The organism is Streptomyces alanosinicus (assembly GCF_014650595.1).
Taxonomy (GTDB): domain Bacteria; phylum Actinomycetota; class Actinomycetes; order Streptomycetales; family Streptomycetaceae; genus Streptomyces; species Streptomyces alanosinicus.
Window position 1 is genome coordinate 62,358 of the sequence record NZ_BMVG01000004.1, and the last position, 13,766, is coordinate 76,123.

Annotated in this window: 13 protein-coding genes and 1 pseudogene; 6 read left to right on the forward strand and 8 right to left on the reverse strand. The window is 70.0% G+C overall.

Going from position 1 to position 13,766, the window contains the following annotated elements:
• Positions 1-68: 68 nt before the first annotated feature.
• Together IE277_RS11075 and IE277_RS11080 are read right to left on the reverse strand one after the other, a co-directional pair.
• Positions 69-2,507 (reverse strand): tyrosine-type recombinase/integrase, encoded by a 2,439-nt coding sequence (locus IE277_RS11075; protein WP_229881217.1) that lies wholly within the window; start codon positions 2,505-2,507, stop codon positions 69-71.
• Positions 2,500-3,348, reverse strand: a complete 849-nt coding sequence (locus IE277_RS11080; RefSeq protein WP_308433370.1) for a tyrosine-type recombinase/integrase — start codon at positions 3,346-3,348, stop codon at positions 2,500-2,502. The genes IE277_RS11075 and IE277_RS11080 overlap by 8 nt, the downstream gene beginning before the upstream one ends.
• 409 nt (positions 3,349-3,757) lie before the next feature.
• Between IE277_RS11080 and IE277_RS11085 the strand changes: the two are divergent.
• The 3 genes and pseudogenes from IE277_RS11085 to IE277_RS11095 form a co-directional block, all read left to right on the forward strand.
• Positions 3,758-4,183, forward strand: a pseudogene (locus tag IE277_RS11085) (OB-fold nucleic acid binding domain-containing protein); the annotation flags it as partial.
• Positions 4,180-5,154, forward strand: coding sequence for a DNA polymerase Y family protein (locus IE277_RS11090; RefSeq protein ID WP_189951083.1), 975 nt, complete (start codon positions 4,180-4,182; stop codon positions 5,152-5,154). The pseudogene IE277_RS11085 and the gene IE277_RS11090, both read left to right, overlap by 4 nt.
• 189 nt (positions 5,155-5,343) lie before the next feature.
• Positions 5,344-6,243 (forward strand): esterase/lipase family protein, encoded by a 900-nt coding sequence (locus tag IE277_RS11095; RefSeq protein ID WP_189951085.1) that lies wholly within the window; start codon positions 5,344-5,346, stop codon positions 6,241-6,243.
• Between the two features lie 63 nt (positions 6,244-6,306).
• Here the strand turns inward: IE277_RS11095 and IE277_RS11100 are convergent, their stop codons facing one another.
• Complete coding sequence (locus tag IE277_RS11100; protein ID WP_189951087.1) at positions 6,307-7,326, reverse strand: lytic polysaccharide monooxygenase auxiliary activity family 9 protein; 1,020 nt, start codon at positions 7,324-7,326, stop codon at positions 6,307-6,309.
• 192 nt (positions 7,327-7,518) lie between these two features.
• On the reverse strand, positions 7,519-7,653 hold the full coding sequence (locus tag IE277_RS48765) for a hypothetical protein (protein ID WP_268252341.1): 135 nt from the start codon (positions 7,651-7,653) through the stop codon (positions 7,519-7,521).
• Positions 7,654-7,764: 111 nt separating this feature from the next.
• Here IE277_RS48765 and IE277_RS11105 point away from each other — a divergent pair, with 111 nt between their 5' ends.
• Positions 7,765-8,406, forward strand: coding sequence for a class I SAM-dependent methyltransferase (locus IE277_RS11105; RefSeq protein ID WP_189951089.1), 642 nt, complete (start codon positions 7,765-7,767; stop codon positions 8,404-8,406).
• Positions 8,407-8,419: 13 nt separating this feature from the next.
• Here the strand turns inward: IE277_RS11105 and IE277_RS11110 are convergent, their stop codons facing one another.
• Positions 8,420-8,920 carry a ribonuclease FAU-1 family protein gene (locus tag IE277_RS11110; RefSeq protein WP_189951092.1) on the reverse strand — a complete coding sequence of 167 codons (501 nt, stop codon included), beginning with the start codon at positions 8,918-8,920 and terminating at the stop codon, positions 8,420-8,422.
• Complete coding sequence (locus IE277_RS11115) at positions 8,901-9,830, reverse strand: GNAT family N-acetyltransferase (protein ID WP_189951094.1); 930 nt, start codon at positions 9,828-9,830, stop codon at positions 8,901-8,903. The genes IE277_RS11110 and IE277_RS11115 overlap by 20 nt, the downstream gene beginning before the upstream one ends.
• A gap of 70 nt (positions 9,831-9,900) precedes the next feature.
• Here IE277_RS11115 and IE277_RS11120 point away from each other — a divergent pair, with 70 nt between their 5' ends.
• Positions 9,901-10,269, forward strand: a complete 369-nt coding sequence (locus tag IE277_RS11120; RefSeq protein ID WP_189951096.1) for a GntR family transcriptional regulator — start codon at positions 9,901-9,903, stop codon at positions 10,267-10,269.
• Between the two features lie 59 nt (positions 10,270-10,328).
• On the opposite strand, the gene IE277_RS11125 is transcribed toward IE277_RS11120, so the two are convergent.
• Together IE277_RS11125 and IE277_RS11130 are read right to left on the reverse strand one after the other, a co-directional pair.
• Positions 10,329-11,099 (reverse strand): DUF72 domain-containing protein, encoded by a 771-nt coding sequence (locus IE277_RS11125; protein WP_189951098.1) that lies wholly within the window; start codon positions 11,097-11,099, stop codon positions 10,329-10,331.
• A 15-nt stretch (positions 11,100-11,114) separates the two neighbouring features.
• On the reverse strand, positions 11,115-12,209 hold the full coding sequence (locus IE277_RS11130; RefSeq protein ID WP_189951100.1) for a DUF5925 domain-containing protein: 1,095 nt from the start codon (positions 12,207-12,209) through the stop codon (positions 11,115-11,117).
• Positions 12,210-12,339: 130 nt separating this feature from the next.
• Here IE277_RS11130 and IE277_RS11135 point away from each other — a divergent pair, with 130 nt between their 5' ends.
• On the forward strand, positions 12,340-13,758 hold the full coding sequence (locus IE277_RS11135; RefSeq protein ID WP_189951102.1) for a GH39 family glycosyl hydrolase: 1,419 nt from the start codon (positions 12,340-12,342) through the stop codon (positions 13,756-13,758).
• Positions 13,759-13,766 lie beyond the last annotated feature (8 nt).

Consider the following 13,766-nt stretch of genomic DNA (forward strand, 5'->3'; position numbering starts at 1 on the left):
CCGCCTTGCTGCCAGCCCGGGTGGGTTGGGCAAGGGCAGTGTTGCTTGGACGTGGGGCAGAGCCCTGATCAGGGACGAGGTAGGAAAGAAGGGATCCCGAGGTCGACTGAGCGGCCCGGTTGCTCAGATCTCAGGGCCTGCTTCCGTTTTTCGCGCAGGAACTGCAGCGTGAGGTCGATGCCTTCGATCTCACCCAGCCAGCCCTCGGTCTCTGCTTGCTTCCGGCGGGCTTCTAGATCCTCTTCCAATTCGTTGAGACGTGACAGCATCTTGGGATTCACCTGAAGCATTGGGCACCGCAGACAAGCGTGCTCATGCTGGCAAGGGGTGCCGTAGGGGCGGGCGCAATTTCCAAGTTCGACCTTGCGGCGGTCGAAGTGCTCTTGGAACTCGTCCCACTCATCGGACGTTGCCGATCGGTACTCTTCGACAGGGCGTACGGCCCGACGGCGAGCCAGGTATTCCTGATAGTGGCGTACGACATCCTCGTTGAAGACGGCTACATAGCCGCCGGTGGTCTCGATGTTCAAGTGGCCCAGCAGTGCCGCACCGATATGGATGGGGAGCCCGTTGTTGACGATCTCGGTGGCGAACAGCCGGCGGAAATCATGGGGGGCGAACGTCAGGCCGACGAAGGCCGGGTTCGACTCGGCGAGTTCGCGGCAGAGCGTCCTGATCCGATTGGCGATGGTGTTAGGGCTGATCACGCCTCGGCCGCCCCGTGAGCCACGTTGGAACAGGAAAGGCATGGATGCAGACCACTGTCGCTCGTGCGCATCATAGCGCTGAGTAAGAGGAACAGACCTTCGCTCTTCGGTGATATGGCGGCGAATCACCGATGCGATCACATGGAAAAGCTCTGCCGACATGGGGATGACGCGCTCTCGGTCGGTTTTCGATGGCGCGATGACCAGGAGGGCGACCACCTCGCCGTTCGGCCTCTGGTACTGCCGGATGCTGAGCTGCGTCAGCTCGACAAGTTCCTCGATCCGGACCCCGCTCAGCCTCAGTGTCTCCACGTAGGCCCAATCCCAGCAGGCGTCCTCTTCTGCTCCTTCAGCATGGATTATTTCGCCGGTGGCGAGGTCCTCCACACGCACCGGCGCTTTGGAATGGCGAGCCTTTGCCTGGTCAGCTTGGCTGTTCGTCCGGCGGTAGGAGCGGCCGGCATGAGTGAACTCCTCGCCGAGCGGGATAGCCGCTGCGGCCTGGAGCAGGGCGCGCGACTTCCTGTGCTTCTCCTCCACATGCTCAACCAGCGTGGGCAGAAGCGGCTGCCGTTCACGAATGCGGTTGTCGGTCCGTTCCTTCGCCCTGCGGCGGCCGCTTCGCGCGGACCGCACCTCGTGCCGGGGGACAGGGCACGGTACTGCCCAGACGCCCCACCGTTCCGGCTCTTCAAGAGCCCAGCTCTGCAGATCAAGGTAGAAACCCCGGACCTGGAGGAGGAGGGAGTCCAGGGTCCGGCGCGGTTGATCCCGCTCCTTCCCGACAAAGCTGACCTCTTCCCTCCACTTCTGGTAGACATCGTTTGACAAGCTGAGGTCGGCTTGCTCGGGCGCGATCGCCTCGATTTTCTGCCAGAACACAGAGACCAGAAGCTGTGCCAAGCCGGTCAGCGCGCTGTAGTCGAGCTCGGTTCGACGTCGCTCGAGATAGTCGATGAACAACTGCCGCACCCCACCGCACCGGATGGGATAGCTGTCCACCAGCTCGGTCACGGACTTCTGTCCGGAGACCAGCACAGCGCGGAGTTGTTGGGGCGTCCCGGCGGGGAAGACCCCCATGCCGTGCAGTGTTTCCCAGGCGGAGTGGCCGGCGAAACGGCTGCTTCCAGGTGACGCACCCCGGGTCAGTCCGTACTTATGACACTCGAGCGAATAGTGCAGCAGCCCTTCGGGAGTCAGATCTGACAGGGCGATCCCCTGAGTGATCAGAGCGAGGGTCACGTCGAACAACGAGGTCCGCTGCTGGCCAAGGCTGTGGGCGCTGGCCGACTCCGCCGCGAAGAACTCGTCCAGACTCTTATCCCCCTGAACATGCCTGAACTGTTCCGCAAGCCCGACGAAGTCGTTCGAGCGGACGGCGCGGAGCGACGGCTGGATGACCCGGAGACAGATCAGACAACGCAAGCCGAGTGCTGCTTGAGTTTTGTGGGGACCGAATTCGAACCGCTCTCGCAACGGGTTCCCGGGTTCGTCGAGACCGCTGGCAACCCAGCGATCCTGCCAAGTCTTCCCCGGAAACTGAGCCAGATACGTAAGGACCCGCCGAGTTGCGATCCTGCGTGTTTTCCTTCCGCTGCTGTGGGTGACGGTCTCCCAGGCGACGGCCGCACAGTCGGCGATGTCCTCCACGCCTGCCTCGCTCAGGTCGCCGTAAGGGCGAGGAGCGGAACGTGCGGTGGACGGCGCGGCTACGAGTTTGCTGACGTCGTGCTTGAGACGCTTTCCGGACTGCGCCAGAACATGGTCGATCCGGCGATGCCGCAGAGTGCTGTCAGCCACCGAACACCGCCCGGACGTCCTCGGGGTCGTAGCCCGGCGCGAACTTCGGTACCTGGCGTGGACGCGTATAGAGGTCCTGAAGCTTCTCGGTCATCTCGTCCAGGCGGACCGTCAGGTAGATGCCCGTTGTGTCGAGTTTTGCGTGGCGCATCACCCGCTGGACCTCGGGGAGAGTCATCTTCGGGTCGTTCGCCATGCGAGTCGCGGCGGTATGCCGGAGATCATGCAGAGTCCAGTTAGTCTGAAGCTTTGCGTTCGCTCGTTGCAGGACCCGGCGCATGGCCGAATACGTGAGCGGCCTCGGATCGCCACGCAAAGCCCTCCAGAGCTTCTCGCCCGCTTTGGGCACTCCAGCCTGGGAAAGGTATGCGGCGAGGTACCGAAAGGCGTCGGGCGACGCGGGGACCGGCTCCCGGTTCTTCGTCCCCTTGGAGACGACGTAGATCTGCTGACCGGCCCAATTGACGTCCCCGATCTCGATACCCAGGAGTTCTTCTGCACGCGCGCCGCTTGAGACGTAGCAGGAGAGGAGCGCCCTGTCCCGGTCGTTCTTCATCGCCTCGAACAACTCGTCCCACATGCCGTCCGGAAGCGAGCGGGGGAGCTGCTTGGGTACGCGTTGCCGGAGTCGTGCCCGTCGTACATGGATTGGCGCTTCCATCGGGCTCCGGTGGGACAGTTCTGCACGGCGGTCCTTGGACGCCGGCACCGGATTCACCACAGGACCGGCGCCGTTCCCGGCATGGAATTCGTAGAAACCGGAGATCACGGTCAACGCGTGGTTGATGGTCCGAGGCGCGTACCCCGGGCCGAGCGTCTGCTTTCCGGTCCGCAGGTTCACGGATCCAGGCGGAGACGAATCCGGGCTGCGCCTTTCACGCTGTGGGTTGGCCGCGGTCCTCATCCACCCCACCAAGCACTCCACCTCGCTGACCGTCGCCCGGTCCCAAGCGATCCCGAGCTGCCACAGGACCCGAAACCACCTCAACAGGTCATAGGCATAGCTACGACAGGTTGACGGGCTTGATGAACCCAGGGCCAGGCTCCTCAAGTAGTCGACAACCACCCCGACTGGCATGCCACTTGAGTCCAGCACTGTCCAGGGCGGAAAAGCCTGGTCAGTAGCCACGACGCTGCCGATTCGCTGCAGGTCGACACGCCCCTCTCGGAGCTCGGTCCGCATGCTCTGCACACCACACCTCTCAGTCCCGGGGCCTCCTGGCCCTCACGAGCAGGTGCAGTCAACAGGACGCTCCGGCAAGCGGGTCATCTTCTCCACGCTGGACGACGGCACGGGCCTGGTCGACCTCGCCTTCTTCGACGACTCGCACGATGCCTGCGCCCACACCGTCTTCCACTCCTGGCTGCTGCTGGTGCGGGGCGTGGTGCAGCGGCGCGGCCCGCGCAGCCTGAGCGTGGTGGGATCCGCCGCCTGGAACCTCGCCGAGCTGGTGGAGCTGCGGGCCGGGGGCGGCCTCGACGAGGTGGCGGCGCGGCTTGCGGAGCCGGTGGCCGAGGGCGCGGGCGGCGATCCGACCGGTGGGCGGCGGATCCGGCTGCCGACCGGATACGAGATGCATCCGTGGGCCGATCTGCGGCCCGCGGGCCAGGAGGCCGCACAAGGGCCTTCGGCGACGAAGAAGTTGTGGCACCAGAGTCCGGGGAGTGCGGGATGACCATCCTCTGCGTACGTTTCCAGCTGCCGCCGATGTACGAGGCGGCCCTGCCGGGACTGCTCGGCCTGCTGGAGGACTTCACCCCGGTCGTCGAGGCACTGCCCCCGGACGGGGCGCTGGCCGATCTGCGCGGTGCCGAGCGGTACTTCGGGCGCGGCGCCGTGGAGCTGGCCTCGGTGATCCGGGTGCGGGCGCTCGCGCGGTACGGCGTCGACTGCGTGATCGGCGCCGGACCGGGCCCGATGCTGGCCCGCGTGGCGCTGCGCGACGCCCGGCCCGGGGTGACCTGTGCCGTGCCCGAGGACCCGGACGCCGTCGCGGAGTTCCTCGCTGAACGGCCCGTCGCCGCGCTGCCCGGGGTCGGCGCGGCGACCGCCCGCACCCTGGGCGAGTACGGCCTGGACACCCTGGGCCTGGTCGCCGGCGCGCCGCTGTCCACGCTCCAGCGGCTGATCGGCGTGCGAGCGGGGCGCGAGCTGCGTGAGAAGGCGAGCGGCATCGACCGGGGCCGGGTCGTGCCGAACGCCGTCTCGCGGTCACTGGCGGCGGAACGGGCCTTCGCGCTCGACGAGCTGGACCCCGACCGGCACCGCAGGGCGCTGCTGTCGGCCGCCGAGGAGATCGGCGCACGGCTGCGCGCGGTGCGGAAGAGCTGCCGCACCCTGACCCTCACCGTGCGCTACGCCGACCGCTCCTCCACCACGCGCACCCGCACTCTGCAGGAGCCGACCGCGCGCTCGGCGGCCCTGACGAGGGCGGCCTACGGCATGTACGGGGCGCTCGGCCTGCAGCGGGCCCGGGTCCGCGGACTCGCCCTGCGTGCAGAGGGCCTGGTCTCCGCCGACCAGGCCTCCCACCAGCTCACCTTCGACCCCGTGGACGAGAAGGTCCGCCGGATCGAGGAGGTCGCGGACCGCGCGCGGGCGAAGTTCGGGCCCAGGGCGGTGATGCCGGGGACCCTGGCGGCGTGACTCCGTTCAGGCGCCTGATGACGGTCCGTCAGTGATCAGCCGGCGCTCTGGTTATCACTGGAAGTTTTTACTGACGCGTAACTTCACAGTTGTGCTACTCGCCCGTAACTTGACGAGTGAACAGCATCCTCGTGATCCGGATCACAGGGTAAAGCCCCCACCTCCCTTGAGCCGCAAGGAGATCACACGATGCTGCCCTGGAAACGAGTGCTCAGACCCCTCGCCGCGCTGATCCTCACCGCCGCCGTGGCCACCGTTCCCGCCGCCGCGGCGCACGCTGCGGACACAGGGCCGAGCTGGGGGTCCCCCCGCTCGAGCGAAGCCGAGAGTGGGGGAGGCTGGAACGACTTCTCCTGCAAGCCCTCCGCCGACCACCCCCGTCCGGTCGTCCTGGTGCACGGCACCCTCGGCAACTCGGTCGACAACTGGCTGTCCCTCGCCCCGTATCTGAAAGACCGCGGATACTGCGTCTTCTCCCTCGACTACGGTCAGCTGACCGGCGTCCCGATCTTCTACGGCCTCGGCCCCATCGACAAGTCGGCCGGGCAGCTTTCGGCCTTCGTGGACAAGGTGCTCGCCGCGACCGGAGCCGCCAAGGCCGACCTGGTCGGACACTCCCAGGGCGGCATGATGCCCCGCTACTACCTGAAGTTCCTCGGCGGAGCCGCCAAGGTGAACGCCCTCGTGGGGCTGGCCCCCGACAACCACGGCGCCACCCTGAGCGGCCTCACCGACCTGCTGCCGTACTTCCCCGGCGCCGCGGACCTGATCAAGGCCACCACCCCCGGCCTCGCCGACCAGATGCCCGGCTCGGACTTCCTCACCAAGCTCAACGCGGGCGGCGACACCGTCCCCGGAGTGCACTACACGGTCATCTCCACCAAGTACGACGAGGTGGCCACGCCCTGGCAGAGCCAGTACCTGAGCGGCTCGGACGTGCACAACGTGCTGCTCCAGGACCTGTGCTCGCTCGACCTCTCCGAGCACGTCGCGATCGGCCTGTTCGACCGCATCGCCTTCCATGAGGTGGCCAACGCGCTCGATCCGGCCCACGCCACCGCCACCACCTGCGCCTCGGCCTTCAGCTGACCTGCCGCCGGGGCCTGTCCGACCTGAGCCGCCGGACAGGCCCCGGAAGTCTCCCCGGCGCTCTCACCGGCGGTGGGCGCCGCCCGCCGCGCGCCGTCGCACCGACAGGAACAGCGCCGCCGAACCGAGCGCCAGCGCGCTCGCGCCGCCGATCGCGACGTACGTGACGCCGGTGGAGGCGCCGGTCTCCGCGAGGTTCTTCGCGGCACCGGCCGCCTTCGGCGCGTCGGCCGCGGCGGCGGTGCCGGGCCGCCGGGCGGGCTGCCCAGCCGCTTGCCGGGCGGGCCGCTGGGCCGGCGCGCTCGCGCCGTCGCCGGCGTTCTGGCCGTGGCCGTGGTGCCGCATCGTCATCGTCGACCTGTCGGCACCGGCCGCTATCTGCCGGTCCGAGGGCGCGGAGGCCGTGGGCGCCGGGGTGCTGCCCGTACCGGCCGTGCCGGCGCCGCCAAAGTCCACGTCCGAGCAGGAGTAGAACGCCTCCGGACTGTCCGAGCGTTGCCAGATCGCATACAGCAGCTGCTTGCCGGACCGCTCGGGCAGCTTGCCGGAGAACGTGGAGAAGCCGCCCGAGGCGACCGGGTCGGTGACCGTCGCCACCGGGTGCTCCATATCCAGCCCGGACCAGGCCAGCGGCTTGGCGGGGTCATAACCGGGCCGGGTGAGATAGACCTTGAAGGTCCCCTTGTGCTGGGCGGTCACCCGGTACTTGAACGTGTACGCCCCACTGTGCACGCTCGTCGCCGGCCAGTCGGCGCGGGCCAGGTCCAGGCCCTTGAACTCCTCGTTGTTCGCGCTGCACAGCTTGCCGTCCGGGATCAGCTTCCGGTGCTGTCCGGCGGCGTCGCCGATCCGGATGCCGTTCCAGTCGTACAGCGCCTGCGCGCCGCCGGCCGCCACGGCCGCCTTGCACGCGGCCGACTTCGGGCTCTGCGGACCCTCCGCGTAGCACTGCGAGACACGGCTGACCGGATCGCCCATCGAACCGTGCGCGGACGCGGGTGCGGCGGCGAGCACGGTCAGGGCGAGCTGCGGCAGACCGAGCACGGCGACGACGGCGGCCGTGCGGCGGGCGCGAGCGGACATACGGAACTCCTCGGAAGACGGTCCTGCGGTGGGGCTGGATCCCGTGGGGGTGTTCCGAAACTAGCCCTGAGAAACCGCGAAATCGCCTGCTGGAGGAGGGTGGAGGAGATCCTTATGGTGCCCTTAAGGGGGTACTCAGACTGCGCTCAGGCAGACGGCGACGGCGGACGGCGACGCACGGCCTCGGCGCGGTCAGCCGTCCGGCCACCAGGTGCGGGCGATGTCCTTGCGCACCTCGGGGCGGGACGTGGGACGCTCCTCCGCCTTTTCGCGGATCCGGCGGCTGTCCGTCTTCTTCAGGGGCTTCTGCACGGTTACGCGGCGCATGGCTGCCTCCTTCGGTGCCTGCCGGAGTCCGTGGTGTCACGGAGGCAGACCCTTTTGGGGAGAGTTCCTCATCGGAGCCGGGTTGTCAGTGGCGGGTGTCACTCTGTGGGGATGACGAACGTGAACGACGACACGGTTGCGCCCCTCGCCCCGGACATCGACCACACCCCCGGCATCGACTGGGACGCCGCGGCCGGCGCCTTCGACGACGAGCCGGACCACGGTCTGCGCGACCCCGGGACCTGCGCCGCCTGGGCGGCCAGGCTCCGCTCCTGGCTGCCCGAGCGGCCCGCCGACGTCCTCGACCTCGGCTGCGGCACCGGCAGCCTGTCGCTCCTCGCCGTCGAACAGGGACACCGTGTGACAGGCGTCGACTCCTCCCCTGCGATGGTCGAGCGGGCCCGCGCCAAGCTCGCCGGGCGCGACGCGGTGGTCCTGCGCGGGCAGGCCGACGCCCCGCCGGTGGGCGGGCAGCGCTTCGACGTCGTCCTCGTCCGGCATGTGCTCTGGACCCTGCCGGAACCGGACCGGGTGCTGCGGCACTGGCGGGACCTGCTGCGCCCCGGGGGCCGTTTCGTCCTGGTGGAGGGCGTCTGGGGCACCCTCCACCCGGTCGGCATACCCGCCGGCCGGCTCACCGCCCTCCTGGCACCGCTGAGCCCGGACGTGCGCGTGGAGCGACTGTCCGGCGACCCGGTGCTGTGGGGGAAAGCGGTGGAGGACGAGCGGTACGCGGTGGTGGCGACCGTGTGAGACGCCGGGGGCGTCAGGCCAGCAGCCGCGTGAAACCCCCGGCGCGGGCCAGCGCCTCCAGCTCCGCGAGCGCGGCCAGCGCGGCGGACGCGGCCCCGGGGTCCGACTCCGCCAGCCCGCTCGCGGCGAACTCGTCCTCGTCCAGCCGCCGTACGTCCGTGCCGTCGGCGGAGCGCCACAGGTCCAGGTCGAGGTCCTCCACGACCAGTTCACCGCGGTCGCGCACCGCCGGGCGGGTGATGTCGCAGTACCAGCCCTTCACCGTGCCGTCCGAGGCGCGCACCTCCTTCACCGCGTACCAGCGGTCGCGCCAGTAGTACTCGGTGAAGAGGTCGCCCGGCTCGAAGCGGACGAAGCCGAAGTCGCGGACGCCCGCACCTGCCCAGGGCGCGCGCACGACGACCCGGGTGCCGTCGTCCTGGAGCAGCTCGGCCGGATAACGGATCTTCGTCCGGCCGGCCTTGACCAGGACGACCTCCACCGACCGTGCTGCGTCAGCCGAGTTCACGGACATGGCGTACCTCCGTCGCACAGATCTCGTACCCCAGCCACTTGTTGATCGCGATCATCGGGGCGTTCCCGCCGTCGTTGCCCGTGAACGCCTCGGTGACACCGGCCGCCCGTGCCCGGTACAGAGAGTGGATCTTGGCGAGCTTGGCCAGCCCGCGCCCGCGAAAGGCCTGGGCGGTGCCGGTCATCGCGGTGGAATATCGCGTGCCGCCGTCGCTGTAGGCCACGCTGAAGGCGACCGGACGGCCCTCGACACACGCGGCCACCGTCAGGTCGAGGTCCAGCAGCGGTTGCTTCCAGTGCTGCTCGACCCAGGCCTCGTAGTCGGTCAACTCGTAGTCGACGTCGCCCGGTTCGTCCAGCATCGTCTCCGCGTCCAGCTCGAACAGCGGGCGCGGGTCCTCCGCGAAGTCCCTGGCCGTGCGCAGTTCGACGCCCGGCGGCGTCCTCGGGACGGGCGGCAGGACGGAACCCGCCAGGTCGAGCCGGAGGAAGTGGGCGCGGCGGCTGCCCCGGTAGCCGTGCCGTTCGGCGAAGGCGCGGTGGGCCGGTTCGTCGAGGACCCAGCTCAGCAGCCTGGTCGCGCCCTGGCCGGTCAGGTACTCCTCGGCCGTGCGCACCAGCAGCCCGCCGGCGCCGCGGCCCGTTCGGTCCGGCCGGACGTAGACGTTCAGCAGGCCCTGGCCCGGCGTGCTGCTGTCATGGGCCAGATGGACCTGTGCCGTGCCGATCACCTCGCCGTCCTCCTCCGCGACCAGCGGGCGGTAGCGCGCCCCGGGCGGCATGCGGAGGACGTCGTGCCGGACCGAGTCCGGGGTGAACAGGAGGTACGGAAGGGCGAGATGCCGGACCCGGGCGAAGCCTTCGAGGTCGGCCGGGACGTCGGGGCGGAGGTCCCGCACGATCACAGTCATGGAGATGCACCGTAGGGGGATCGGGTGGGGGGTGCCTCTCATTTTCCCTCCGGTGCGGGACAATCGGCCCGTGAGCCTGAAGATCCGCATCGATGACAGCGCACCCCCGTACGAGCAGGTGCGGGCGCAGATTTCCGAGCAGGCACGGTCGGGGGCACTGCCGGTGGGGTACCGGCTGCCGACCGTACGGGGGCTGGCCGAGGGCCTCGGCCTCGCGGTGAACACGGTGGCCAAGGCGTACCGGGCGCTGGAGAGCGACGGGGTGATCGAGACGCGGGGGCGCAACGGAACGTTCGTGGCCGCCGCCGGCTCGGCCGCGGAACGGGAGGCTGCCGCCGCGGCTCAGGCGTACACCGAGCGGGTCAGGCGGCTCGGACTCACCGAGGTCGAGGCGCTGGCTGCCGTGCGGGACGCCCTGCGGGCGGCCTACGGGGGATAGCCGGGCGGCCTACGGGGGATAGCCGGGCGGCCTACGGGGGACAGCAGGGTCCGCGAGGGTCACCGTTGCCCGGACAGTTCCGGTGTCCGGGTCACCGGCAGGCCGGCCCGTCCCGCCGCCCTCCCGAACGCCACCGCATCCCGCACCGCCGCGCCGCCCGGGTCGTTGTTGAAGTACGCGTACACGTCCTGCCCGCGCGTCCAGGTCGTCGCGATGCGGTCCACCCAGGTCTCCAGGGAGCGGTGGCCGTAACGCGGCCAGGGCCGGGCGCGGCCCTCGTGGAAGCGGACGTAGCCCCAGTCGGTGGTGCGCCACAGCGGGGTGACCGGGCGGGCCTGGACGTCCGCCCAGCACAGGGCCGCGCCCCGGGCCGACAGCACCGCGCGGACCTCGGGTGTCCACCAGGAGTCGTGGCGGGGTTCCACGGCCACCCGCGCACCGGACGGGAAGCAGGCCAGGCAGGTGTCGAGGAGGGCGGGGTCGGCGCGCAAGGTCGGCGGGAGCTGCAGGAGGACCGGGCCCAGGCGGTCGCCGAGGCCCGCCGCATGGGTCATCAGGCGGTCGACCGGTTCGGCCGGGTCCTTCAGGCGCTTGATGTGGGTCAGATAGCGGCTGGCCTTGACCGCGACGACGAAGTCCGCCGGGACCCGCTCCCGCCAGGCCGCGAAGTTCTCGCGGGAGGGGAGACGGTAGAACGCGTTGTTGATCTCCACCGTCGCGAACAGCCGGGTGTACTCCTCCAGCCACAGCCGTGCCGGGACCCCGGCCGGATACACGAGGTCCCGCCACTCCTTGTACTGCCACCCGGAGGTGCCGACGAACAAGGTCACAGCACCATCAAAGCACTACAGGTACAGCCCCGCGTCCGCGCCGTCGCGCGCCCCCGGTACCGAGGTCGGCGTCGTGCCCCGGCGCAGCGCGTACAGCTCGGCCAGCGTCGCGCCCTCGCGGCTGACGCCCTCCTCGCTGCCGAGCCAGTTCACCGCCTCGCGCCGGGTCAGCGGGCCCACCTCGATCCGGGCCAGACAGCGGCCGGGGCGGACCACGGCCGGGTGCAGGCGCTCCAGGTCCTCGTTGGTGGTGACGCCGACCAGGACGTTGCGGCCCTGGCCGAGCAGGCCGTCGGTGAGGTTCAGCAGCCGGGACAGGGCCTGGCCCGCCGTGTGCTTGGCCTCGCCGCGGATCAGCTCGTCGCAGTCCTCCAGCAGGAGAAGACGCCAGCGGCCCTTGCCGGGGCCGTCCTCCTCGCCGATCGCGATGTCCATCAGATAGCCGACGTCGGAGAAGAGGCGTTCGGGGTCCAGGACGCAGTCCACCTGGCACCAGTCGCGCCAGGAGCGGGCCAGCGTGCGCAGGGCCGAGGTCTTGCCGGTGCCGGGCGGGCCGTGCAGCAGGAGCAGCCGGCCGGCGATGTCCTCGGGGGTCGTCCTCATCAGACGGTCCATGGCGTCCGCCACCGGCGCCGTGTAGTTGGGCCGGACCTCGTCCCAGGTACCGGCGGAGATCTGCCGGGTGGTGCGGTGCGGGCCGCGCCGGGGGGAGACGTACCAGAAGCCCATCGTCACGTTCTCGGGCTGGGGCTCCGGCTCGTCGGCCGCGCCGTCGGTGGCCTCGTCGAGGACCTTCTTGGCCAGTTCGGCGCTGGTCGCGGTCACCGTGACGTCCGCGCCGCGGTTCCAGCGGGAGATCAGCACGGTCCAGCCCTCGCCATCGGCGAGGGTCGCGCTGCGGTCGTCGTCACGGGCGACCCGCAGCACCCGGGCGCCGTCGGGCAGCAGGGTGACGCCGGAGCGGACGCGGTCGATGTTCGCCGCGTGCGAGTACGGCTGCTCGCCCGTCGCGAAGCGGCCGAGGAACAGCGCGTCGACGACGTCGGACGGCGAGTCGGAGTCGTCGACGTGGAGCCGGATCGGCAGAGCGTCGTGTGGGTTCGCAGACATGCGGCCATGATCCGGCAAGGGCGGTCGGCGTGCACAGCATTTCCGTCGCTCGTCCTGGGTGTGCCAAGACTGTTCCCGGTGTTCCCAAGACCTGCCGGACGCGCCGCCTCCGCCGATAGTGTTGCCCTTGATGGGACGACATGGGTGGGATTCGGATACTCGGCGGTGGCGGCTCACCGCCCTGCTCGGTGTCGGCGCGGCCGCGCTGGCCCTCGTGGTGACCCTGTTCGGCACGCTGACCGGCGGACCCAGCACGGCCGGCACCACACGCGACGGCGCCACGGTGCACGGCACCCCCGCGAGCCCCGGCGGAACACCGGAGCCGTACGTCGGCTGGGGCTTCACCCACACCCAGTACAGCGCCGACGAAGGCGCCGGCGCGGCCACCAGGAGCGTGCAGCAGCTGCTGGGGCACGGCGGCGGGCTGGCGCAGAACCAGCACATCATGGGCTGGGGCGCCGACAATCCCGAACCGGTGAAGGGGCACTACGACTTCGGCGCCCTCGACCGCCGTATCGACTTCATGCGCGCCTCCGGCGGCACCCCCGTGATCACCCTGTGCTGCTCCCCGGACTGGATGAAGGGCGGCAGGGCCGGGGTCGACCACACGGACTGGAGCAAGGCCGCCCTGGAGACGGCCCCCACCCCCGACCACTACCAGGACTTCGCCGACCTCGCCGCGACCGTCGCCCGCCGCTATCCCGACGTGAAGCACTTCATCGTCTGGAACGAGTTCAAGGGCTTCTGGAACGACGCCAGGTCCCGCTGGGACTACGAGGGATACACCCGGCTGTACAACCTCGTGTACCGGGCGCTGAAGAAGGTCGACAAGGACATCATGGTCGGCGGCCCCTATCTGGTCATGGACAGCGTCGACCCGCGTGACGCGAACGCCTCCACCGCGCTGAAGGGGCCCTGGGGCGCCATGGACCAGCGGGTGCTCGATGCCTTCTCGTACTGGAACGCCCACAAGGCGGGCGCCGACTTCACCGTCGTCGACGGCTCCAGCTACACCCGCGACGACGATCTGCTGCCGGACGAGTTCGCGGCCACCGACAAGCTGACGGCGGTCGGCCAGTGGCTGCGGCGCCAGACCCACGATGTGCCGCTCTGGTGGGCCGAGTACTACGTGGAGCCCGGCGACGGCAACGGCGACCGCACGGGCTGGACCGAGCCGCACCGCCTCGCCGTGCAGGCCACCGGAATGATCGCCATGGTCCGGGGCGGAGCCGGCTCCGGCTTCTACTGGAACCCGGAGGACAGTTCCGGCTCCGGCTGCGCCGGCTGTCTGTGGACGCCGACCGACAGCTCCGGCGGGGGCAGGGCCCTGCCCATGTACGACCTGGTGTCCCGGTTCGCCAAGGCCTTCCCGCCGGGCACGCGGTACGAGAACGTGCCGGTCGCCGCGGACGACGTGCCGAACGTCCGTGTCCTGGCCAGCGACAGGACCGTCCTCGTGGTCAACACGCAGAACCGGACGATCAGCGCGCAGGTCGACGGCAAGCGCTTCGACATGGGGCCCTACGAGGTGAGGTGGCTCGACCGCTGAGCGGCCGG